At 32.3% G+C, this 24,071-nt stretch carries 25 protein-coding genes; 12 read left to right on the plus strand and 13 right to left on the minus strand.

Annotated features, from left to right (window positions below):
* Positions 1 to 40: 40 nt before the first annotated feature.
* From OS191_RS04015 to OS191_RS04030, 4 genes are all read right to left on the minus strand, one after another.
* Entirely contained in the window at positions 41 to 838 is a 798-nt protein-coding gene (locus OS191_RS04015) for a TrmH family RNA methyltransferase (RefSeq protein WP_267154430.1), read from the minus strand.
* A 60-nt stretch (positions 839 to 898) separates the two neighbouring features.
* Positions 899 to 2,209 (minus strand): amidohydrolase family protein, encoded by a 1,311-nt coding sequence (locus tag OS191_RS04020; protein ID WP_267154431.1) that lies wholly within the window; start codon positions 2,207 to 2,209, stop codon positions 899 to 901.
* 11 nt (positions 2,210 to 2,220) lie between these two features.
* A complete protein-coding gene (locus OS191_RS04025; RefSeq protein ID WP_267154432.1) occupies positions 2,221 to 5,199 on the minus strand; it encodes an amidohydrolase family protein in 2,979 nt (992 codons plus the stop codon).
* Positions 5,200 to 5,266: 67 nt separating this feature from the next.
* A complete protein-coding gene (locus tag OS191_RS04030; RefSeq protein WP_267154433.1) occupies positions 5,267 to 6,337 on the minus strand; it encodes a DUF3810 domain-containing protein in 1,071 nt (356 codons plus the stop codon).
* Between the two features lie 72 nt (positions 6,338 to 6,409).
* Between OS191_RS04030 and OS191_RS04035 the strand changes: the two genes are divergently transcribed.
* The gene (locus tag OS191_RS04035) at positions 6,410 to 7,870 is read left to right on the plus strand and encodes an aminoacyl-histidine dipeptidase (protein ID WP_267154434.1); all 1,461 of its coding nucleotides are present in this window, start codon (positions 6,410 to 6,412) and stop codon (positions 7,868 to 7,870) included.
* Positions 7,871 to 7,955: 85 nt separating this feature from the next.
* Here the strand turns inward: OS191_RS04035 and OS191_RS04040 are convergent, their stop codons facing one another.
* The 3 genes from OS191_RS04040 to OS191_RS04050 all read right to left on the minus strand — a co-directional run bounded on the left by OS191_RS04040 (position 7,956) and on the right by OS191_RS04050 (position 10,720).
* A complete protein-coding gene (locus OS191_RS04040) occupies positions 7,956 to 9,095 on the minus strand; it encodes a peptidylprolyl isomerase (protein WP_267154435.1) in 1,140 nt (379 codons plus the stop codon).
* A 76-nt stretch (positions 9,096 to 9,171) separates the two neighbouring features.
* Positions 9,172 to 9,708, minus strand: a complete 537-nt coding sequence (gene gldI, locus OS191_RS04045) for a gliding motility-associated peptidyl-prolyl isomerase GldI (RefSeq protein ID WP_267154436.1) — start codon at positions 9,706 to 9,708, stop codon at positions 9,172 to 9,174.
* Entirely contained in the window at positions 9,701 to 10,720 is a 1,020-nt protein-coding gene (locus OS191_RS04050; RefSeq protein ID WP_267154437.1) for a DHH family phosphoesterase, read from the minus strand. The genes gldI and OS191_RS04050 overlap by 8 nt, the downstream gene beginning before the upstream one ends.
* 90 nt (positions 10,721 to 10,810) lie before the next feature.
* On the opposite strand from OS191_RS04050, the gene OS191_RS04055 reads away from it, so the two are divergent.
* Both OS191_RS04055 and OS191_RS04060 read left to right on the plus strand, forming a co-directional pair.
* Positions 10,811 to 11,230: a nucleoside-diphosphate kinase gene (locus OS191_RS04055; RefSeq protein ID WP_267154438.1), complete on the plus strand. Its 420-nt coding sequence runs from the start codon at positions 10,811 to 10,813 to the stop codon at positions 11,228 to 11,230.
* A 102-nt stretch (positions 11,231 to 11,332) separates the two neighbouring features.
* A complete protein-coding gene (locus OS191_RS04060; RefSeq protein WP_267154439.1) occupies positions 11,333 to 13,882 on the plus strand; it encodes a M4 family metallopeptidase in 2,550 nt (849 codons plus the stop codon).
* 75 nt (positions 13,883 to 13,957) lie between these two features.
* Here the strand turns inward: OS191_RS04060 and OS191_RS04065 are convergent, their stop codons facing one another.
* The 4 genes from OS191_RS04065 to recF form a co-directional block, all read right to left on the minus strand.
* A complete protein-coding gene (locus tag OS191_RS04065; RefSeq protein WP_267154440.1) occupies positions 13,958 to 14,149 on the minus strand; it encodes a cold-shock protein in 192 nt (63 codons plus the stop codon).
* A gap of 80 nt (positions 14,150 to 14,229) precedes the next feature.
* Complete coding sequence (locus tag OS191_RS04070; RefSeq protein WP_267154441.1) at positions 14,230 to 14,526, minus strand: DciA family protein; 297 nt, start codon at positions 14,524 to 14,526, stop codon at positions 14,230 to 14,232.
* A gap of 12 nt (positions 14,527 to 14,538) precedes the next feature.
* Positions 14,539 to 14,964 (minus strand): hypothetical protein, encoded by a 426-nt coding sequence (locus OS191_RS04075; protein WP_267154442.1) that lies wholly within the window; start codon positions 14,962 to 14,964, stop codon positions 14,539 to 14,541.
* Between the two features lie 107 nt (positions 14,965 to 15,071).
* The gene (recF, locus tag OS191_RS04080; protein WP_267154443.1) at positions 15,072 to 16,151 is read right to left on the minus strand and encodes a DNA replication/repair protein RecF; all 1,080 of its coding nucleotides are present in this window, start codon (positions 16,149 to 16,151) and stop codon (positions 15,072 to 15,074) included.
* Between the two features lie 131 nt (positions 16,152 to 16,282).
* Here recF and OS191_RS04085 point away from each other — a divergent pair, with 131 nt between their 5' ends.
* The 9 genes from OS191_RS04085 (at position 16,283) to OS191_RS04125 (ending at position 23,134) form a co-directional block, all read left to right on the plus strand.
* A complete protein-coding gene (locus OS191_RS04085; RefSeq protein WP_267154444.1) occupies positions 16,283 to 17,053 on the plus strand; it encodes a tetratricopeptide repeat protein in 771 nt (256 codons plus the stop codon).
* 25 nt (positions 17,054 to 17,078) lie between these two features.
* Positions 17,079 to 17,561 (plus strand): 6,7-dimethyl-8-ribityllumazine synthase, encoded by a 483-nt coding sequence (gene ribH / locus OS191_RS04090; RefSeq protein ID WP_267154445.1) that lies wholly within the window; start codon positions 17,079 to 17,081, stop codon positions 17,559 to 17,561.
* Between the two features lie 186 nt (positions 17,562 to 17,747).
* Positions 17,748 to 17,960 (plus strand): hypothetical protein, encoded by a 213-nt coding sequence (locus OS191_RS04095; protein WP_267154446.1) that lies wholly within the window; start codon positions 17,748 to 17,750, stop codon positions 17,958 to 17,960.
* An 8-nt stretch (positions 17,961 to 17,968) separates the two neighbouring features.
* Positions 17,969 to 18,244: a riboflavin synthase subunit beta gene (locus OS191_RS04100; RefSeq protein ID WP_267154447.1), complete on the plus strand. Its 276-nt coding sequence runs from the start codon at positions 17,969 to 17,971 to the stop codon at positions 18,242 to 18,244.
* Between the two features lie 8 nt (positions 18,245 to 18,252).
* Positions 18,253 to 20,106, plus strand: coding sequence for a DNA mismatch repair endonuclease MutL (mutL, locus tag OS191_RS04105; protein WP_267154448.1), 1,854 nt, complete (start codon positions 18,253 to 18,255; stop codon positions 20,104 to 20,106).
* A gap of 15 nt (positions 20,107 to 20,121) precedes the next feature.
* Positions 20,122 to 20,886, plus strand: a complete 765-nt coding sequence (locus OS191_RS04110; protein ID WP_267154674.1) for a rhomboid family intramembrane serine protease — start codon at positions 20,122 to 20,124, stop codon at positions 20,884 to 20,886.
* 3 nt (positions 20,887 to 20,889) lie between these two features.
* Positions 20,890 to 21,759, plus strand: coding sequence for a rhomboid family intramembrane serine protease (locus OS191_RS04115; RefSeq protein WP_267154449.1), 870 nt, complete (start codon positions 20,890 to 20,892; stop codon positions 21,757 to 21,759).
* A 12-nt stretch (positions 21,760 to 21,771) separates the two neighbouring features.
* Positions 21,772 to 22,797 (plus strand): endonuclease/exonuclease/phosphatase family protein, encoded by a 1,026-nt coding sequence (locus OS191_RS04120; protein WP_267154450.1) that lies wholly within the window; start codon positions 21,772 to 21,774, stop codon positions 22,795 to 22,797.
* 10 nt (positions 22,798 to 22,807) lie between these two features.
* Entirely contained in the window at positions 22,808 to 23,134 is a 327-nt protein-coding gene (locus OS191_RS04125; protein ID WP_267154451.1) for a DMT family transporter, read from the plus strand.
* Positions 23,135 to 23,136: 2 nt separating this feature from the next.
* Here the strand turns inward: OS191_RS04125 and OS191_RS04130 are convergent, their stop codons facing one another.
* Positions 23,137 to 23,445 carry a DUF6122 family protein gene (locus OS191_RS04130; RefSeq protein ID WP_267154452.1) on the minus strand — a complete coding sequence of 103 codons (309 nt, stop codon included), beginning with the start codon at positions 23,443 to 23,445 and terminating at the stop codon, positions 23,137 to 23,139.
* Positions 23,445 to 24,065 (minus strand): WbqC family protein, encoded by a 621-nt coding sequence (locus OS191_RS04135; protein WP_267154453.1) that lies wholly within the window; start codon positions 24,063 to 24,065, stop codon positions 23,445 to 23,447. Before OS191_RS04135 ends, OS191_RS04130 begins: the two co-directional genes overlap by 1 nt.
* Positions 24,066 to 24,071: the final 6 nt, after the last annotated feature.

The following is a 24,071-nucleotide window of genomic DNA, read 5'->3' on the forward strand; positions in this document are numbered from 1 at the left end:
AAAATCTCAATGTTTTTGATATTAGTTTAATATAAAATTTTTAAAGAAAATTTCTTTGTCTTTTGGCTTCAAAAATAAGAATTCCAGCTGCAACAGAGACATTCATAGAATCTATTTCACCTTGCATAGGAATAATGATATTTTGTGTAGAATTATTTAACCATTCATCACTAAGTCCTGTCGCTTCAGTGCCAACAACCAGAGCTGTTGCTTTGGTGTAATCTTGGGTATGATAATCCTTACTTGCTTGTAAGGCAGCACAATAGATAAAAAAGTTGTTTTCTTTTAAAAACTGAATAATTTCTTTGGTACTTCCGGTTGCAATTTGATTTGTAAACACACAACCTACGCTAGAACGAATAATGTTCGGGTTATATAAATCGGTTTTTGGATTAGCAATTATAACAGCATCTACATTTGCAGCATCTGCAGTACGTAATAAGGCTCCAATATTTCCTGGTTTTTCAGGAGCTTCGGCAACTAAAATTAAGGGGTTTTTAGTTTTAAATTCCAGGTTTTTTAATACAAATTCTTTGGTTTTAGTTACTGCAATAACACCTTCTGTTGTTTCTCTATGAGCTAGTTTTTGATAGACGTCTTTAGATATTTCTATGATATTAGTTTGGGAATTAGTCAACTCCTTTGTTTGAGTTTCTGATAATAATTCAGGGTAAAATAAAAGGGTATCAATAAAATAATTTCCTTTTATTGCTAAACTAATTTCCCGAATTCCTTCAATTAAAAATAAACCAGAGGCTTTTCGCTCTCTTGATTTTTCCTTTAATTTTAACAGTGATTTTAAATAAGGATTTTGGGTGCTTGCTATAACTTTATTCATGATGCAAAAATAGAATATCTAAATTAAAAAGCTCCAGAATAATTCTGAAGCTTTATCTATTTACTGATTCTTATATTTTTTCGAATAACGTTCATAGAGTTCGGTTTGGTGGGTTTCCAAACTAATGTCTCTACCTTGAATAAAAGCTTTGCTTATTTTGTTTGTTCGCATATCTAAGGCGTCTCCTTCGCTAATAAAAAGTGTGGCATCTTTACCTGATTCTAAAGTGCCACAAATGTCATCAATACCTAGAATTTTTGCTGTATTACTAGTAATGAGTTTTAAAGCTTCCTCTTTATCCAATCCATAAGCAGCACAAGTTCCAGCATAAAATGGAAGGTTTCTGGAATTCATACGTTCCATGCGTCCTCCATTAACTTCTAAGGCTACTAAAATATCATTATCTACAAGGATTTTTGCCATCTTAAAAGGTAAGTCGTAATCTTCATCATCACTTGTTGGTCTAGAGTGAACACGTTTAAGTATTACAGGAATATTGTTCTGTTTTAAAATGTCTGTTACTTTGTAAGCTTCATAACCACCAACAATAACCATGTCTTCTATGTTGTTTTTCTTTGCAAACTGAACTGCATCTGTAATCCCTTTGGCATTATCTACATGAATATATAACTTTTTAGAACCCTTAAAAATACCTTGTAAAGCTTCAAAAGGCAAGTGTTTTTTTTGTTTCTCTCCTTTTAAATATGCTTTGCCTTGTTCCAAATAATCAGTAAGTTCATCAATTTGTTTTGCATAATTTTCGTTTGGTTTTAAATGCGAAGGTTCGCCTAGCCACCATTTACCTCTACTATATGGATTTGGCCAATTTAGATGAATCCCATCATCGGTTTTAATTACAGCATCTTCCCAGTTCCACGCATCAAATTGTACAATGGTTGATGTTCCTGCAATGCGTCCACCTTGAGGAGTTATTTGTCCAATTAATACGCCGTTTGGTCTCATGGATTCCACAACTTTAGATTCAGTATTATAGGCAATTAAACTTCTAATATGAGGATTCATACTTCCCACTTCATCATTATCTTGTGTAGCACGGACAGAATCAATTTCACCTAAACCAAGTGTGGAGTTTGGTACAATAAATCCCGGATAAACATGTTGGCCATCTGCGTTTATAACTTCCATATTGGACATGTCTATTTTAGAAGTAGTCGCATCGGCTACGAGCTCGATTTTTCCGTCTTTTAAAACAATAATACTGTTGTTTATTACTTGTCCGTTACCAATATGAGCGGTTGCGCCAATAATACAAATATCTTGTACTTGTTTAGGTGCTGGAGTTTGTTGCGCTGAAATTATTGTAGTACACAATAAAAAAGCAGTTAAAATGTATATAAATGATTTTTTCATCTTTTTAAATTTTAATGTATGTGTCCTTCAACAGTATCACAGTGAAATGTTTGTTTTTCTTTTTTCTTTACAGGAACTGTTTTTAGTCCTTTATTTTTTGCCTGAAGCATCATATTAGTGAGTTCGTTTTTTTCTTGTTTCATCTCACGTCTTAATTGTTTATCTCTTTCTATATCAAAGTAGGTGATACCATCAATCAAAGTTTTCTCAGCCTTGGCATAAATAGATAATGGATTATGGCTCCATAATACCACATCAGCATCTTTTCCAACTTTAATACTTCCAACTCTGTCGTCAATATGTAGTAGTTTTGCAGGATTAAGAGTTACAAACTTCCAGGCATCTTCTTCGCTAACGTCTCCGTATTTAACAGATTTTGCAGCTTCTTGATTTAATCTTCTAGACATTTCTGGATCATCACTATTAATAGCAACTGTAACCCCAGCATTGTGCATAATTGCAGCATTATATGGGATGGCATCGTTAACTTCGTATTTGTAAGCCCACCAATCGCTAAAAGTAGAGCCGCCAACACCGTGTTCTTTCATTTTGTCGGCAAGTTTATATCCTTCCAAAATATGTGTAAAGGTGTTTATATTAAAATCAAATTGATCAGCAACCTTCATCAGCATATTTATTTCACTTTGTACGTAAGAGTGGCAACTAATAAAGCGTTCTTCATTTAATATTTCGACAAGTGTTTCTAGCTCCAGGTCTTTTCGATAAGGTTTTCCACTTTTTTTAAGTGTTTCGTATTCTTTAGCTCTTGTAAAATAATCGATGTAAACTTGTTCCACACCCATTCTTGTTTGAGGAAAACGTATATTAGCATGGCGGCCCCAATTGGATTGTTTGACATTTTCTCCAAGAGCAAACTTGATGAATTTTGGACTGTCTGTATAGATTAAGTTATTTGCTGTTTCTCCCCATTTTAATTTTATAACTGCCGAGCGACCACCAATGGGATTAGCTGAACCATGAAGTATTTGAATAGACGTAACACCACCAGCAAGGTTGCGATAAATACTTACATCTTCAGCGTCTATAACGTCCTCGATTGTGACTTCTGAAGACGCATTCTGTCCTGCCTCATTGACTGCTGAGGTTGCAATATGCGAATGTTCATCAATTATTCCAGATGTTAAATGCTTACCTGTGGCATCTACTACTATGGCATTATTTTCGTTTAAATTGTTTCCTATTTTTGCAATTTCCCCGTTTTTAATTAAAACATCGGTCTCATTTAAGATTCCTTCTTGTTCATTAGTCCAAACGGTAGCATTTTTAAATAAAATGGTTTCTTGTTTAGGCATTGTTTTAAAACCATACGCTTCGTTTGGATAGTTAACAGGAAAGAAATCCGGTGCATCTTTCTTGGTTTCTTTTTTGTCTTTAGAGATTGAATCTATCTTTTCTATTTTCTTTGCGTAGAATGTGGTTTCATTTCCATTGGGTAAAAATGCCTTTCCCTTTATAGAATTGATATTTGAAATTTTTGATGTTAACCTGACATAATTTTGTTTCGTGGTATCAATATTAGAGAATGTAAGATTTAGCCAATTGTCTTGAAAAGAAATTTTTGAACCTAAGGTTTTCTCATTGGCTTTTACGGTCGATTTTAATTTTTCCATTTTCCCAGAAACATTTAAATCGTATGTGTTTCCGGCAAGTGAAATGCTATAATCTCCACGAATATCTTTGGTTGTCATAGAGGTGATTTCATATTTCTCACCTTTTACCCAGTTTTCATAAAGCGTGACATCTTTTTCAAAAATATCTCCAGAAGTAATTAAAAAATTAGCGTACGCCCCATCCTTTAAAGATCCAATTTGGTTTTGCTTCCCTAATATTTCTGCAGGAACAGTTGTAAGAGCTTCTAAGGCCATGGTTTTATCTAAACCGCGTTCAATAGCTTTTAAAAGATTTGGCATAAACTCTTTAGGCTCCTTTAATCCTTTTAAAGTAAGAGTAAACTTGATGTTGTTCTCTGCCAATATTTTAGGATTTGAAGGCTTTTGGTTCCATTCTCGTAAATCTGATAAATTAGCTGCTTCCGCAATAAACGGATCTTCCATATCAAAAGCTGCAGGAAAATCTATTGGAATAATAAATGTAGCTTGTGTTTCTTTAATGGCATCGATACGTTCGTATTCATCACCTCCACCAACAATTACAAACTGCGTATTAATTTCGTCTCCAACTTTATCAAAGCGTAAAGCATTGACTTTACTTCCGGCATCTATTATCTGAACTAAAGATTTATTTGTATTATAAGCTTCAAGGGTTCTATCCGTTACTTTAGAATGACCATTTGCATACCACTCTGCATCGTAATGTACTTGACGTATTAAAGCCATGGTTCCCATTAAAGACGTAGGATAAGACTGTCTGGATTGTAAACTTTTTTTTGTTGAATAATATTGAGCAGAGCGATTATCTAATATCCTGGAAGCATCACCGCTATTAGGTGTTAAAGCTATTAAAGTACCGGTTCCTCTAATAATGCCATCTGGAATATGAGTGTTGATAACACCAAAGCCTGCTTTACGTAAATTATTTGCTTCTTTTTGGTTGTATTTAAAATGTTCTATAGCATTTTGTTCCGAACGGATATGGTCGTTCCAATAAAAACCTTCACGATTTGAATCGTATTGCGGACTATTAGATTTTGCTGCTGTCTGAGGTTTTTCTAATCCGAAGTTTGAATAAATATCTATAAACGACGGATAAATGGTTTTGTTAGAAGCGTCTATAATGACGGCGTTTTTAGGAATTGAAACTGAAATTCCTGTTGAAACAACTTTGCCATCTTTAATTAACAATGTAGCATTTTCGATAACCTGATTAGGAGTTATATAAATTTTAGCATTGGTAATAGCTGTGTAATTAGTGTTCGTGGTGTGTACACCATCATTTTTCGGAAAATACTCTTGTGCACTAGTACTAATATAGCCCAGTAACAGTATAAGAATGTAAAACTTTTTTATCATTTAGGATTGAATATTTGGTAAGTTTCTAAAAATAGAAAATATTGATCGAGAAATTTAAATTTAAGAATTATTTAACGTGATTCGTTTCAAAATAATTCACAATTAGAGCCACCACATAGCTATAACTTTTCATACCGTCTTTTTGATTATTGGCTATTAAATAACTGTTGTATGTGCTTTTAAATAAAGGTTCGGCAGGATTTTGATACCTGTCCCAAAAATCTTGAACTTCCTGATAGTTTTTTAAAACACCTTTATTTAAGGTTTTTAAGGTTTCAAAATATAAATTGGTGTCACGTTTGTAGATCTCCAATAAACAATGTTTTAATAAGAATGTATAACCACTATAATTAAAATAAACATCTGGATGATTAATAGCTGCTAAACCCCCAATAAAATTAGCCTCGTTCTCTTTAGCATAACCTAATTGATGAGCCACCTCATGAGAGCCAACTACTGGAAATCTATAAGAAACAATAAGCCCATTAATTTGTGCTTCGTTGGTTAAAGGATTTAAATACCCACTAAAACCCATATAAGTTAATGGTAAACTAAATAATGATTTTTTAATACTTTTTGGATGGTATTCTAAATGAGGGAACTCTTCTTCTAAAGCTTTATATCCTTTAGGAATTAAAGAAATAATCTCATTCTTACTATATGGTAAATCTATTTTTAGGGTATCGTTTTTAACTAGTTTTAAATGAAGCGCGTTCGACTTTTCTATTAATTTTTTAGTCACAGAAATAAGTTGCTCGTTGGAGTAATCAGCTTCTAAATTTAAGTTTTTATGTAAAGGCATTCTGTGATAATTCATGGCCCAAAATAAGTGAAAGGCAAAGTATATAATTGAAACAGCAGCAAACACATCAATCAACCAATATTTGGTGTCTTTTATTACACGTCTTCTATTTAAAATAAGCCATCTTATTATATAGATTATGGCAAAACCATAAACTAGATCTCCAAACGAGAAAGGTATCCAACCTAGAGTAAAACGAAAAAAGCTAGAAATAATAGGGTAAATTCCCAAGCTGTAATAGGTTTCTACAACTCCTGGAAACTGCTTTAATAATTTCACTATTAAAAATAATGGAATTATGGAAAAAGCTATATATGGTTTTGGGTTTTTAAGCATCTTTCAAAAATAGACAAATGTTTTAATACTCTATAAGATATAAGTACCTTTGTAAAACTTAAAAATACAGATATGAATTCAGAAATAAGAAACCTAGAGCCAAAAGTACTTTGGAACAAATTCGCCGATTTAAATGCAGTGCCAAGAGCTTCAAAAAAAGAAGAACAGGTTATTGCTTTTATGAAAGATTTCGGTAAAAAGTTAAATCTCGAAACTATCGAAGATGAAGTTGGTAATGTCATTATAAAAAAACCTGCAACTTCTGGCATGGAAGATCGTGTAACAATTGTTATGCAATCGCATTTAGATATGGTTCATCAAAAAAATGCAGATACTAATTTCGATTTTGCTACTCAAGGCATCGAAATGTTTGTGGACGGCGATTGGGTTCGTGCAAAAGGAACAACTTTAGGTGCCGATAATGGCTTAGGTGTTGCTACAATTATGGCTATTTTAGAAAGTACAGATATTCCTCATCCGGCTATTGAAGCTTTATTTACCATAGATGAAGAAACGGGTATGACGGGAGCTATGGGATTAAAAGGAGGTTTGCTTGAAGGTGAAATTCTTTTAAACTTAGATACAGAAGAAGATGATGAGATTGGTGTGGGATGTGCCGGAGGTGTCGATGTAACTGCAACTAGAACATATAACGAAGAAGAGACACCTGAATTTAAAACCGGATTTTCTATTGTAGTAAGAGGCTTGCAAGGTGGACATTCTGGAATGCAAATTCATGAAGGATTAGGAAATGCTAATAAACTAATGAACCGTTTATTATTTGATGGTTTTGAAAATTTTGGCTTGCGTATTTCTGAAATCGATGGAGGAAGCTTAAGAAATGCTATTCCTAGAGAAAGTAAAGCTATTGTTGCTATTGATGCTATTCATGAAGAGGCTTTTGTAACTGAAATGGCAGATTATGTCAAGGAGATTAAGACAGAACTGAAAACTATGGAACCAGATTTAGAGATTGAAGTTTCTAAAACTGAAACTCCTAAAAAGATTATGGATTTAGGGGTTCAGGAAGGTTTAACAAGAGCGTTATATGCCGCATTAAATGGGGTGTATAGAATGAGTGCAGATATTCCGGATTTGGTTGAAACATCTAATAATGTTGCTAGAGTGATTGTAAAAGATGGACAGATAGAAATAGCATGTCTTACACGTTCTTCGGTTGAAAGTGCCAAATGGGATTTGGCTAATATGCTACGCGCAACTTTTGAATTGACTGGTTGCGAGGTAGAATTCTCTGGAGATTATCCGGGTTGGGAGCCAAATATGGATTCGGCTATTTTAAAAGTATTAGATAACTTGTACCAAAAGATGAATGGAGAGAAAGCACATGTTGCTGCTTGTCATGCTGGATTAGAATGTGGAATTTTAGGTCAGAATTATCCAGATATGGATATGATAAGCTTTGGTCCAAACATTAAAGGGGCACACTCTCCAGATGAAAGAGCTCAAATATCTTCAGCTCAAAAATACTGGAAATTTGTTTTAGAAATTTTAAAGCAGATTCCTAAGAAGTAAATTGAAATTTAATTAGAATTAAAAAAAGAAAAAGCAGCTCCATTGAGCTGCTTTTTTACTCTATATACTATAAGGGAACAGAGTTTTATTCTGCTATTCCCATGATTTCTAAATCGAAAACTAGATTGCTGTTTGGAGGAATTGGACCCATGCCATTTGCTCCATAACCTAAATAACTTGGAATAAATACGCGGGCTTTATCTCCAACATTCATGTTAAGCATGGCTTCTCTAAAACCAGGAACTAAGCTTGCCGTTTCATTATAAATCATAGGGAATGGTTTGTAACCACCTTGAGTGTCTCTTTGTTCGTTATACTGGTTGTGCTCTTTAGCAACTTCAGCCCAAGAGGTGTCAAATAAGCGTCCATCTTCAAAATAACCAGCATAATTCACCAATACTTTTTGAGAAGAATTTGGTTTAACTGCAGCCTCATCTTGTTTAGTAAATAGCATGACCACACCTGTGTCTAAATTTTTAACTGTACCACCTAAATCGGCGTTTTTAGTTAAGAAAGTTTCAGAAGCTACTTTAGCACTTTCCTTAATTTTTTGAGCTTCTTCTTCTTTTAATTGTTTTTGTCTTTCTTCAACTTTAGGTAATTCTTCAATGTAGGCTTTAGCAGCATCAAAAGCTTCAGCATCTTTACCTTTTTTAATAATATTGATAGATTCAACAATTACCGGCTCATTTGGTTTATTTCCTTGTGGGTTTACAGCCACATTAGAAATGCTGTCTTGTACGTCTAAACCAAGTACTAATTCACCAAAAACAGCATGTCTGTTATCTAAATTAGGGGTAGGAACTTCTGTTATAAAAAACTGACTTCCATTGGTTGCAGGACCAGAGTTTGCCATAGATAAAATTCCTGGCTTATCATGTTTTAAATCAGGATGGAATTCGTCTAAAAACTTGTAACCTGGATTACCAGAACCTGTTCCTGTTGGATCTCCTCCTTGGATCATAAATTTATCAATAACTCTGTGGAAAGTTGTTCCATCATAATATCTTTTACCTTTTAATGAATCTGAAAGGTTAGGATGCGTACCTTCAACCAAAGCTACAAAATTAGCTACAGTAACAGGAACTTCCTTATAATGTAGTTTAGCGACCATGATGCCTTTGTTGGTAACAAATTCGGCGTAAAGTCCGTCTTCTAAATCAGGATATTTTTGCTGTTCGCAAGATGTGACACTTACTAGAAGCGCAAGAATTAAAATTTTCATAGTATGTTTTAAAATGTTCATTTGTTAATAAATTTTCGGTTTTAAAAATAGTGTTTTTTTGAAATTATAATTGGGGTTATTTATCAATGATAGAATTTACAGAAACCTCGCATTTTAATGGCACATTAAGACCAATTCTATTCTCGTCTCCATAATATCCAAAAGCTTTTTGTGAAGGAAACATAAAGGTTACTGTTTCTCCAGATTTCATGAGTTTTAATCCTTCTCTTAATCCAGAAAATAATTCTTGTTTATCCATAACATAGGTTTGGTTTTTTATGTCTTCTTTGGAATAAATAAGTTCGTCTGTTAAGGTTTTAACGTTATAATTAAAGTTTACAATGTCTCCGAATTCTGGAGAAATCAAGCTGTCTGCCTGTTTTACATTATAATAATACCAAAAACCATTTTCTGAAGCGATATAGTTTTCTTCAGGGTTTTCTGACATGATTTTTTTAATATAAGCTTGCTCTCTTTCGTTTAATTTAATATTTCTTTCAACAGAAGCATCTATAAAAGAACCGGACTTTGAAGATACTGGTCTTCTTGCTTCGGGCGATTTACAAGCTACTAGAAGTAGAGTACATATTAATATGGTAAGAATTTTACTCATTATTTAGGGCATTTTTATAGCTTGGTAATATACTAATAAAATTTTCAACGGTTGAAATTAAATTTAATTCGCTTTTGCCACCTGCAGCATTAGTGTGTCCTCCACCTTCAAAATGAGCTCTGGAAAAATCGTTTACAGAAAAATCTCCTTTAGAGCGTAACGATATTTTAATAATGTTATTTTGCGAATCTTCAATAAAAATAGCAGCAAAAATAATGTTGTTTAAAGAAAGTGCATAATTTACAAAGCCTTCCGTATCTCCTTTTTTAAAATTAAATTCATTCAATTCGTTTTGAGATAATGTAATATATGCCGTTCTGTACTCTGGTAAAACTTTTAAATTGCTTAAAGCTCTACCCAAGAGTTGCATACGCTCGTAACTGCTATTATCGAAAATTTGGTTGTAAATTTCTGAATGATTGGCACCATTATCAATCAAGTCTCCAGCTACTTGATGTGTTTTGCTTGTAGTGGAAGGAAATCTAAAAGAGCCAGTATCTGTTAAAATCCCAGCGTATAAACAACTTGAAATATCTGCATCTATGAGGTTTTTGTCTCCTAGCATTGATATAAAATTATAAACCATTTCGCAGGTGGAACTCATACTAACATCCGAATACATATAAGTTGCATAACTGTCTGGTTGTTGATGATGGTCTATCATGATTTTTAAAGCATCACTGGTGCTTAAAGCTTCTTCCATGTCTCCAGTTCTGTTCAAGGCATTAAAATCTAAAGTAAAAATAACGTCAGCTTGAGAAATTAAGACATCGCTTTCTTCTTTTTGAGAGTCATATTTTAAAATTTCTGATTCTCCTGGCATCCATTTTAAAAAATCTGGATAATCGTTTGGAGCAATAATTTTTACATGTTGTTTATGTTTTAAAAGAAAATGATATAAGCCTAAAGTAGAGCCAATAGCGTCTCCATCTGGATTTTTATGTGGAACAATAACTATTTTTTTAGGTGTTTTTAATAGCTGTTTTATCTTTGTAATCTCATCTTTTTTCATAGGGAACGAAGATACAATTTTTTAATATGCGATTTTGATGTTTTTTTATGGAAAAGCATTACTTTTGCACCCAAATTAAAAAAAAATAAAATGGCAACTAACAGAACATTTACAATGCTTAAGCCTGATTCAGTAGAAAAAGGACACATTGGCGCAATTTTAGAAAAAATTAATGCTTCAGGTTTTAGAATCGTAGCAATGAAATTAACACAAATGACAACAGCAGATGCTGAAGAATTTTATGCAATCCATAACGAAAGACCTTTCTTTGGAGAATTAGTAGAATATATGACTCGCGGTCCTATTGTAGCTGCTATTTTAGAAAAAGAAAATGCAGTTGAAGATTTTAGAACTTTAATTGGTGCTACAAACCCTGCTGATGCTGCTGAAGGTACTATAAGAAAATTATATGCTGCTTCTATTGGAGAAAATGCTGTTCACGGAAGTGATAGTGATGAGAATGCTGCCATTGAAGGTGCTTTTCATTTTTCTGGAAGAGAAATGTTTTAATTTAAAGCAGTCCTAAATATTTTATAATCAAGCCTGAAAATTAAATTTTTCAGGCTTTTTTTATTTTTTTTATTCTAAATTCGCTCCACAAAAAAATGACTAATGAAAAAAGTAATCATGCTTTTGGTTGGTTTCGTGATGATTAGCTCAGTGGCTTTCTCTCAAAACATGCAAGAAGCTATTAAGAAATTAGAAACAAAAACAAATGCTAAAATTTCTGTAAACTTAAACGGCATAGCAGAATTTATTAAATTTCCGGCTACCAATCCTTTAGAGTTAGAGGGGCTTACCATTCAATCTAAGGTGGCTTCGTTTTTAGAATTAAATAAAGATTTATTTCCTTATCAAAATTTAGATAACACTTTTAAGTTTGGCACAGTTAAGATAGATAGTTATGGGTTTAAACATATTACTTTAACACAGCATAAAAATAATGTGCCTGTTTTTGATGGTGAGTTACGTTTTCATTTTGATGATAATAATAAGTTGACCGCTATTAATGGAAATTATATTCCAAGTATAAAAACTCATTCAGAACCTTCAATTAGTGTTTCAGAAGCAAATAGTATTGCATTAGAAACTGTAAATAAACAAGAGGTTAATAACTCAGGAGTTGCGTTATTTGCTTTTGATACCAACATGTATCTATTTCAAAAAGGGTTGATTGATAATACCTTTGGAGCTACTTATTTGGTTTATGAAGTTGAGGTTAGAAACGATGCCGATGTTAGAGAATATGTTTATGTAAATGCACATTCTGGTGAAATAACAGAGCAATTTACTGGAATGGCTCATGCTTTAGATAGAATTGTTTACGAAAATAACACCTCAAATATTGTTTGGCAAGAAGGAGATGCATTTCCTGGAACGTTGAATATTTGGCAACAAAACGAAGTTGCAGCATCAGAACATATGTATAATTTTTTCAATAATGCTTTTGGATACGTGTCATATGATGGTGCAGATGCCCAAATGAGAACCATAAATAATAACCCATATATCTCATGTCCAAATGCTAATTGGAATGGAGTTACAGCAAATTATTGTAACGGAACAGCTTCCGATGATGTAATTGCACACGAATGGGGACATGCTTACACAGAATATACTAGTGGTTTAATTTATGCCTACCAATCTGGAGCTATGAACGAAGCATACTCTGATATTTGGGGAGAAACCATAGATTTACTTAATAACTATGAAGACGCAGACGATGATCAATCGTTAAGAACGGCTTGCTATAGTTCAGATAGATGGAGAATGGGTGAAGATGCTACTGCTTTTGGTGGAGCTATTAGAGATATGTGGAGCCCACCATGTAATGGAGATCCTGGAAAATTAACCGATAGCCAATATTATTGTGGAGATGGAGATGGAGGAGGAGTTCATTCTAATTCTGGAATTCCAAATCATACCTATGCACTTTTAGTAGATGGCGGAATATATAATGGACAAACCATTACGGGTATTGGTTTTACAAAAGCGGCTCATATATTTTGGAGAGCTCAAAGCGAATATCTAACTGCTACTAGCGATTTTTATGCCTTAGCAGATGCTTTAGACGCTTCTTGTTCAGATTTATTAGGAATTAATTTAGAAGGTTTAAGTACTGCAGCTCCAGTAGGACCTTCTGGTGAAATAATCACAGCTGCAGATTATACGCAATTAATAAACACTTTAATCGCCATAGAATTAAGAGAAGAAAATGGTTGTGGATTTGTTCCACTTCTTGCAGCAACAACAGATCCTTGTGATGCTGCTATAAATGCTCCAATATTTTTAGAAGACTGGGAATCTGGAATAAACGATTGGACATTATCTCAAATTGCAACGAATCCGGAAACTTGGGAAGATAGAGATTGGATTATTGATGTCGATTTGCCAAATGGGAGAGATGGTCAAGCTATTTTTGGAGCAGATCCTATCAATGGAAATTGTTCAACCTCTTTACAGAATGGGATTATTAGGTTAGAAAGCCCACTAATTACTATTCCTGATCAATTAACTGGAGAATTTGAAATGACATTTATGCATTATATTTCTACTGAAGACAGTTGGGATGGAGGTAATATAAAATATAGTTTAGACGGAAGTCCGTGGGCAATTTTGCCAACAGCTGCTTTTACTGCAAATGCGTATAATGGTTTTATTAACGGAGTTAGTGAAGGAAATGATAATCCATTGGAAGGAGAACCTGCGTTTACAGGATCAGATGGAGGTTCTACTTCTGGGAGTTGGGGTAGAAGTTATATTAATTTATCCGATTTAGGCGTAACGGCCAATTCTACAATTCAATTTAGATTTGAACTTGGTACAGATGGCTGTAACGGAAGAGAAGGTTGGTATTTAGATGATATTTCTGTTTATAATTGCGAAATGACTCTGTCGGTTACAGATTTTGAAGATTTGCAAAACGATATTAAAGTTTACCCAAATCCTTCAAATGGAGAGTTTACACTTAAAAATTTAAATAATATTGAGTTAGTAAAAGCGGAAATTTTTGATATCAATGGAAGATTAATTAAAACTATCGATCTTTCATACAGTCAAAATCTTCAAATTATAGACATGAAGCAGGCTGATGCAGGTATTTATTTTATGAATGTACATGCTAAAAACGCAACACAAGTATTAAAGCTTATCAAGCAATAATATAGTTTCTATAAAATAAAAAACCCACAACTTGATGTTGTGGGTTTTTTTGTTCTAAAAAGATAAGCATATATATTAGATAACTTTTACGTTTATTGCGTTTAATCCTTTTTTGCCTTCTGTTAATTCGAATTCAACTTCATCGCCCTCGCGAATTTCATCGATTAATCCTGAAATGTGTACAAAATGCTCTTTGTTTGAACCTTCTTCTATGATGAATCCAAATCCTTTGGCATCGTTGAAGAACTTAACTGTTCCTTTACTCATAATAAATTTTTATTAAATTAATTACTAGATATAAGGCAAACATTATGCCAAGAATATTATGTGCTTATTAAAAAAATATCTTATCGTAAGACTATTTTCTTAATTACGTCTTTTCCAAGAGATTCATTTAACATGGAAATAATTTTTTCCTTACCATAACTAAGTTCTTCTCTTAGCACACTAGAGCTTAATTGTACGTATAGTGTGTCGTTTTTTAATTGAATATCTGTCGTGTAATTATTTACACCATTTCCCATCATGTCTCTCCAGGTGTCTTGTACATTAACGACATCTAAACCATATTCTAGCTTATTGGTTTCAACAAATTCTTTTAAAGCATCTGCAATGCTAATATGTTCGTTGTTTCTTTTTGCCATGTTTTTGAATTCTTATTTTGTGATGTCTATAGGTGTAAATTTCTTATATAAAAATACAGCTTTATTTTTATTTATAACTTTAAGTTGCTCATTTGTTGCTAACAAAACAGTTTCTTTCCAAGTGTCGAATGGAGTTTTATAATATAAGTTTAAACTATCGTTTTCAACTTTAATTGTAAATTGTTCTGTGTCTTTAGAAGTTTCATAAGTACCATCGAAACCGGGTTTTAACTTTATTCTAAAACCAGCCATACTATCTAAAACCTCAATATAATCTACAGTATCATTATATGTGTATTTTTTTTTGCTGCCATCTGGTAATTGTACTTCTTCAATTTCCCAATAGCCTTCAAGATGCTCAATGTATGTGTTTGGGTCTTTAGAACAGCTGTTAAATATTAGCAGACTTAAAACTGCGATGAGATATTTTGAGTTCATAATGGAATCAGGTTTAAGATTCAAAGTTCAAAAAAAATGAATTAAGTAACAAGTAGAATGATATAAGAATCTAAACTAAACAGTTTATTTATCTTTCTTACATGGCTTTATAGTTTAAATATCTCATAAGCTTGATGCACTTGTTTTACAGCTTTTTCGGTTCTTTCTGCATGAGTATCGCTAATGAAAATCTGACCAAAATTTTCGTTGTCAACCAATTTTAGTATTTGAGACACTCTGTTCTCGTCTAGCTTATCAAAAATATCATCCAGTAACAAAATAGGATTTTCGCCACTTTGGGCTTTAATAAAATCGAATTGCGCTAATTTTAATGCAATTAAAAAAGATTTTTGTTGTCCCTGACTACCAAATTTCTTTATGGGATGATTTTCAATTTCAAAAACCAAATCATCTTTATGGATACCAACACTTGTGTACTGTAAAGCCTTATCTTTATTAATGGAATTCTTTAATAATATTTCTAGTTGCCCTTGGTTTAAATCGCTATTGTAAATTAAACTAACATCTTCATTTCCATTGCTAATAGCGTTGTATCGTTCTTTAAAGATAGGAATAAAAGTCTTTAAAAAAGCTTGTCTTTTTTCAAAAACAACATGTCCATAATCATTAAGCTGTTTGTTGTAAATATTTAATGTATCCGCATTAAAAGTATTGTTTAGGGCAAAATATTTTAATAAAGAATTTCTTTGAACAAGAATCTTATTATAATTTATTAAGGTATTTAGATAGGTTTTATCGCTTTGAGAAATTACACTATCAATAAATTTTCTACGGGTTGTACTGCCTTCAGTAATTAAATCTCTATCTGCTGGCGAAATTATAACAAGAGGTAAAAACCCAATATGATCACTAAATCTATCGTAATTTTTGCTATTGCGTTTAATTATTTTTTTCTGACCCTTTTTTAAGCTAACAACAATTTTTTCTTTTTTATCTGCTTTTTCATAGTCTCCATTAATTACAAAAAAGCTTTCGTCATGTCTTATGTTTTGAGAAGCAATTGGGTTAAAATAGCTTTTTCCAAAGGATAAGTGATATATGGCATCGAGCACATTCGTTTTACCAACACCATTGTTTCCAACAAAACAATTAATCTTGTGGTTAAACTCAAAAGACTGACTTTCAAAATTTTTATAGTTGAGTAATGAAAGTGATTTTAAAATCATAAAAAAGTAACTTAAATACGGTTTTGAATTTCTAAAAGAATAAGTTGTGCAAATTATTGAAAAATAACAAATAAATAGGCTTTTATATATGAAGAAAAATCATATTTTTGCTCCGCATTAATTTAAAGAATATGGCAACTTACAAGAAAAGAGGATACAAACCAGCTAATAAAGAAGAAAAGGAGCACGATATTGTTGATAATTCAACAACTGCTGAAGTTTTTAATACATTAGATGAGTCGGCTTCAAAAACGGAAGACTGGGTTATTGCTAATCAAAAATACATTTTTATAATTATTGGAGTTGTAGCGGCTGTTGTGTTAGGATATTTAGGGTTTAACGAATTTGTTGCTAAACCAAAACAAAGCGAAGCATCGAATGAAATGTTCCATGCTCAAAAATATTTTAATCAAGCTGTAACTGGTACACAAAAGGACTCACTTTATACTCTAGCATTAAATGGAGGAGAAGGAAAACTAGGGATGATAGATATAGCATCTGAATATAGTGGAACTCCTGCAGCTAATTTAGCAAACTATTATGCTGGAATGGCTTATTTAAACTTAAAAGATTATAAAAATGCAGTAACGTATTTAAGTGATTTTTCTAGTAAAGATTTAGTTTTAGCTCCTATGGCTAAAGGTAGTATTGGTGATGCTTTTGTACAGTTAAACCAACCAGAAGATGCTCTAGATTACTATGAGCAAGCTGCTAAATTAAGAACAAACGATTTTACAACACCTTTGTATTTATATAAAGCTGGTATTATTGCTTTAGAATTAGGTAAAGCAGATAAAGCGCTTACTTATTTTAATAATATTAAAGAAAACTATGCGTCTTCTACTGAAGCATCTAATATTGATGTGTTTATAGGAAAAGCACAAGTGTTGGCTAATAAATAATTTCTCCGTTAATCGGAAAGAACACATGGCAACAGAGAACAAAAATTTATCTGAATACGATAAAACTACAATCCCAAGCGCGAAAAATTTTCGGTTTGGGATTGTTGTTTCAGAATGGAACGATACCATAACAGAAGGATTGTTTAAAGGTGCTTATACCGCATTATTAGATAACGGAGTAGATCCAAATAACATTCTACGATGGGATGTGCCTGGGAGTTACGAACTTATTTTTGGTTGTAAAAAGATGCAAGAAAAAGATGTTGATGCAGTGATTGCTATTGGAAGTGTCATTCAAGGAGAAACCAAGCATTTCGATTTTGTGTGTGAAGGAGTCTCTCAAGGTATCAAGGATCTGAACATACTTCATGATATTCCTGTTATTTTTTGTGTATTAACAGACAATAATCTACAGCAAGCCATCGATCGATCTGGTGGTAAACATGGAAATAAAGGTACAGAAGCTGCTATTGCTGCTATCAAGATGGCTGTTTTAAATAAGCTGTAAAAAAAGTGTATCTACTCCAGTAATAAAAAGGATAAATCCTACTTCTTACTTTTTTAAAAAATTCTGTATTGATTTTGCAATCATTAGCGATATTTTAGCCTATGAATGTTAACAATTTTTGGCATTTGAAAGCCTGTTATTCTTTGTTTTTTAAGTATTTTTGAAACATATCAAAGGATTATACTCGTGGCTATATTCAAAAAGAATAGACAATTTAATATCAAACCTAAATATCAAAAGGACACTGATGCAAGTCAGGAGAAAGATATTCAGTCAAAATGGCACGAATTAAAACAAGCAAGAACACGAAAAAGTAGTATTTTAACCTCACCATGGTATATGGTCTTGTTTTTGATAGTTCTTTTAGTGCTTTGGTATTTTTTAAGTGGTTATGAATAGACGATTGTATGGGGATTTTTAAAACAAGAAAAAATAAAACGTATAGTTATACACCTAGACATTATAAAGGTGAAGGCAATCCGTATGAAATAAAACATAAGTTCGACGATTTTAGAACAACGGTTGGAAGTAATAAAGGATTAAAAAATAAGCTTGTTACAGCTCTTAATGATTATAAAAATAATCAAGATAAAACGGCAAATAAACGAGTTTTAATAATTATTGGAATTTTAGTTTTAATCTTCCTTTTTATTATTGAATTCGATTTATCCATCTTCTTTTAAAAGCGCTCATGTCAGATATTATTCAGTTATTACCAGATCATGTAGCTAACCAAATAGCAGCAGGAGAAGTTGTACAACGTCCAGCCTCTGTTGTTAAAGAGCTTTTAGAGAACGCTATTGATGCCCACGCAACTATTATAAAACTACTTGTTAAAGATGCAGGAAAAACTTTAGTTCAGGTTATTGATAATGGTTCAGGAATGAGCGTTACAGATGCCAGATTAAGTTTTGAGCGTCATGCCACTTCAAAAATACGTTCTGCAGAAGATTTATTCCAATTACACACTAAAGGCTTTCGAGGTGAAGCTTTAGCTAGTATTGCTGCTATTGCTCATGTAGAATTAAAAACCAAACAAGAGCAGGATGAGGTTGGAACACAAATAGTTATTGAAGGTAGCGAAGTGGTTTCTCAAGACGTTATAGTAACTACAAAAGGCACATCGATAGCAGTAAAAAATTTATTTTTTAATATTCCTGCCAGACGTAATTTTTTAAAATCTAATCAGGTGGAAACGCGTCATATTATTGACGAATTTCATAGAGTTGCTTTAGCACATCCAAACATTCAATTTGTAATGTATCATAATGGAAGTGAGTCTTTCAATCTTCCAGAAAGTAATTATAGACAACGAATAGTAAATATCTTTGGTGCTAAAACTAACGAAAAATTAGTTCCAGTAAATGAAGAAACCGAAGTGCTAAAAATTTCAGGATTCGTTGGAAAGCCTGAGTATGCTAAGAAAACCAGAGGTGAACAATTCTTTTTTGTAAACAATAGATTTATAAAAAGCGCTTATTTAAATCATGCTATTACATCGGCTTTTGAAGGGCTTTTAAAAGACAACACGCATGCTAGTTATTTTTTAAATTTAACGGTAAATCCTCAAACTATAGATATAAATATTCACCCTACTAAAACAGAAATTAAATTTGACGATGAACATACGCTCTATGCCATTTTAAGAGCTTCAGTAAAACATAGTTTGGGACAATTTAATATTGCTCCTGTTTTAGATTTTGAAAGAGATGCTAATCTAGATACTCCTTACAATTATAAGGATGTTCATAATCCAAGTGTCCCAAATATAGAGTTTGATAGAAGTTTTAATCCGTTCAAAGAAAAAACCGTTTCGGGGAAGCAAATTACTGCATTTAAAAAACAAACGCCAGCTAATTGGGATAGTTTGTATGTAGGATTAGAATCAAAAGGCACTCAAACACAAAAGGATTTTTCTAGTGTGCAATTTGAAAGTGAAGAACAAACGGGCTCTATTTTTGGAGATCATACACAGGTTGAAAAGAAGCAAACCACATTTCAAATTCAAAATAAATATATTATTAGCACTATTAAATCAGGGATTTTAGTAATTGATCAACATCGCTCACATCAACGTGTACTCTATGAAGATTTTCTTAAGAATATGACCATAAAAGAAAGCATGAGTCAGCAATTACTATTTCCTGTTCAGTTGCATTTTTCACCTCAAGAAATTGAGATTATTAATCAAGTAAAAGAAGATTTAGAACATACAGGGTTTTTGTTTTCAGAAATTACATCAGATCATATTGAAATTTCAGGAGTACCTGTTCATGTTCCTGAAAGTGAGGTTTCGGTAATCTTAGAGCAGTTAATTAGCGATATTGAAAATGAAGTTCCAGATAGTAATTTTAGTCCAACAGATTTATTAGCAAAATCGATGGCAAAAAGCCTGGCAGTAAAGACTGGGCAATTTCTTTCTGTACAAGAGCAAGAACATTTGGTAAACAGTCTATTTGGTTGTAAAGAACCTAATATGTCGCCAACAAATAAAACAACGTTTATAACGTTGGGTGTAGATGAATTAGATAAAAAATTTATATAAGTACTTTGTCTTATGATGAATAATATTACAGATACTGTAAAACATTTGATTATTATTAATGTAATCATGTTTATTGGAACCCTTGCTATTGGTGGTCAGGCCTTTGGTGAAAACACGTTGTTTTACGATTGGTTTGCCCTTCATTTTCCAAAAAATGCAGCCTTTCAACCTTGGCAGATAATTACACACATGTTTATGCATGGAGGATTTATGCATATTTTCTTTAATATGTTTGCACTTTGGATGTTTGGTACTGCTGTAGAAAGTCAATTGGGAAGTAAAAAATTTCTATTTATTTATATTTCTGCAGGATTGGGAGCCGTATTATTTCAATTAGGATTTTATTATTTTAATTACTTACCAGGTTATAACGAATTGATTAATGGTGGTTTGTCTAAAGATATGGTGGTTCAAGCTTTAAATACAGGTCAAACTACTGGTGGTGTAACCCAAAGTCAATTGGTAATATTAAAAGATCTTTTCCAAATATATCACGCTTCTATGGTTGGGGCTTCAGGTTGTATAATGGGAATTTTAGCAGCTTTCGGAATGATGAACCCTGAAGCCAAATTGATGCTTATTTTTTTACCAATCCCCATAAAAGCTAAATATTTTATTCCTGGAATTATTCTTCTAGATGTTATTTCAGCTTTAACTGGACAATCATTTTTTAGCCCGAGTAATACTGCTTATATGGCCCACATTGGAGGTGCTTTAACAGGGTTTATAATTATGTGGTATTGGAAAAAAACACAGTTTAATAAAAACCGGTGGAACTAAAGAATGACAACGCTTAATAAAGATATACAAGACAAACTGCAGAACTTAAATGTGTTCGAAAAAATAATTGGAATCAACCTCATTATCTTTTTTGTTGGTTTAATTATTAAAGTAGTTTTTTCAATGGGCTCTAGCCTAAGTTGGCTAGAACTACCAAGCGATTTTATGGATTTTATTTTAAAACCATGGAGCCTTATTTCTTACGGATTTACACATTACGATTTTTGGCATATCCTATTTAATATGCTTTGGTTGTACTTTATTGGACGCATGTTTATGAATATGTTTTCGGTAAAAATGAGTTTAAATGTTTATTTCTTAGGAATTATTACTGGAGGTATATTGTTTTTATTTGGCTATAATGTATTTCCAGGTTTTTTTGAAGGGAGTAGCCGACTTGTTGGTGCTTCAGCAGGTGTTAGAGCATTACTAATATTTTTATGTGCTTATATGCCAAATATGGAAGTGCGCTTTTTTACTTTCAATTTAAAACTGTGGTATGTTGGCGCTGCAATTGTAGCTTTTGATGTGCTTGGGCTTTTTGGATTAAATGCTGGTGGAAATCTCGCGCATATAGGTGGTGCTTTGCTAGGATATTTCTATGCTATCCAATTAAAAAAAGGAACAGATATAGGAAAAGGCTTCGAAAAATGGATGGATTGGTTTGCAGGTTTGTTTAAAAAATCTAATAAATCGCCTCTAAAAACCGTTCATAAAAAGAAGTCTCAGAAAGTTGCTGGTTTTTCTAAAGATGAATTTAACGAGTTTAATAAGCAGAAAAAAATCGATCTCATTCTAGATAAAATTAGTAAAAGTGGTTACGATAGTTTAACTAAAGAAGAGAAAGAGTTTTTGTTTAAAGCAGGTAAATAATAGATTGTACATATGAAAAACCTAAAGCTTATCGATAAATTCATTTATGTGATTAATGCTTTAGTGGCAACCATGCTTTTGCTTTCGTATGTGCTTCCTTATTTTCCTCCAAAAACGTTTGCTTTGCTTTCTGTTTTAAGTTTGGGTGTGCCTTTTTTAATTTTAACTAATGTGCTTTTCTTTATTTATTGGTTGATAAAACTCAAAAAGCAACTCATTACTTCCTTAGTTGTTTTAATTATTGGATATTTTACTTTGGGATCTTTTTATAAGTTCTCGTCATCAGATTTGGAACCTGATAAAACCGATTTATCGGTTATGAATTATAATGTGCGTTTGTTTAATCTTTACGATTGGATTCCAGAAAAAGGCATTGAAACAAAAATGGTAGATTTTATAAAATCAAAATCTCCAAATGTGCTTAGTTTACAAGAATATCATCCTCATAAAAACATAGATTTATCCTTTTATAAATACAAATTTGAAAAACTGTCTGGAAATAAAGTGAAATATGGACAGGCTATTTTTTCGCAATATCCCATAATTCATTCTGGTTCTGTAGAATTCCCAAATACTTCTAATAATGCCATTTTTGCAGATATTGTTAAAGATGAAGATACCATTAGAATTTATAATGTTCACTTGCAATCTCTTAAAATAGATGCTAATGTTGAAAAACTAAAACAAGAAGATTCCGAATGGATTTTAAAACGTGTGGAACAAACCTTTAAAATGCAGCAATTACAAACCGAAATATTTTTAAAACACAAAGAATCAAGTCCGTATAAAATGATTATTTGTGGCGATTTCAACAACTCTGCTTTTTCTTATGTTTATAAAGAGATTAAAGGCAATTTAAAAGATGCCTTTAAAATGGCAGGAAATGGTTTTGGAAGAACTTACGATTTTAAATTTTTTCCCATAAGAATAGATTTTATTTTTGCTCAAAAGGAGTTTGAAGTCACAGACTTTAAAACTTTCGATAATAAATATTCAGATCATTATCCTCTTTTAGCAACTTTTAAACTTCATCCATAACTTAACAAAAATGAATTGGATTTTATTAATTATAGCTGGATTGTTCGAAGTGGCTTTTGCAGCCTGTTTAGGCAAAGCAAAAGAAACTACAGGAAATGAAATGATTTTATGGTATGCGGGTTTTATTGTTTGTTTAACTATAAGTATGTTTTTACTTGTTAAAGTCACTCAAGAATTACCTGTTGGCACTGCGTATGCTGTTTGGACAGGAATTGGAGCCGTTGGAACTGTGCTTGTTGGGATTTTTGTGTTTAAAGAACCAGCTAGTTTCTGGAGAGTCTTCTTTCTATTTACTTTAATAACGTCTATTGTAGGTTTGAAATTTGTTTCAAATTAAAACTACATCAACATGCAATCTACAGAATCGGCAATGATGTGAATAACCAAGCCTAAACCAATTAATCTTGTTTTCTTAGGAAGTAATAAAAGCACATAAACTACCATGGCGTAATAACTGTGTAATGGATGAAAATTAATACTACATCTATTTGGATCAAACATGGGAGTAGCAAGTAAATGATCTAAGTCTATTAGCATACCACAAATCATGATAAGATAAGCCATTTTCCATTGTTTTTTAAAAAAGAAAATGGCAACTGCTAAAGGCAATAAAAAGTGTATCCCATAATGTACAATAGGTTGCAACATTATATATGTTTGAATTGATTTTCTAAATAAATTGAAGCATTAGGACCTTCGTTAAATAACAAATCTAAAACACTTAAATTTGATATAAAACCATGCTTATCGTTAAATACTTGCATGTAAAAATCGAAGTTATATAATGGCTCTTTTCTAGCGTTTGTTAAATGTCTAAAATCGGTTTTACCTTCTAACGATTTCTCATAGATTTTAGTTTTAGAACTATTTAATTCTAGTTGTAAACAATCGAAAATCACATCCAAACAAGCCATGTTAAAATCTAAAAGTTTTTCTGCTTTTTTAGTGAAAAGAGGTTGGAAATCATCTTCGTAAAACTCAAAGAAAGGAGATGTCCTATAAGCTGTTTCTATAGATTTCCAATGAATGGCTTGCCAGCTTTCATTATTGTAAATCTTAATATCTCGATATTTTTGTCTTTCTTTTTGGGTGTGGATAATAGGAATACTTAACTGTAAATTCCCATTAGCTCCATAAATATACGTTCTGTTTCTATAGGTTTGCTTTTGATAGTTATCGTCCATTTCAAACGTTACTTGGTCTGATTGAACCATAGCAGCAACATGTGCAATGTTTGGAAAATATGTTGGATGGATTAAAACGTCCATTAGTTT

The organism is Xanthomarina sp. F2636L, from assembly GCF_026410195.1.
GTDB lineage: Bacteria > Bacteroidota > Bacteroidia > Flavobacteriales > Flavobacteriaceae > Xanthomarina.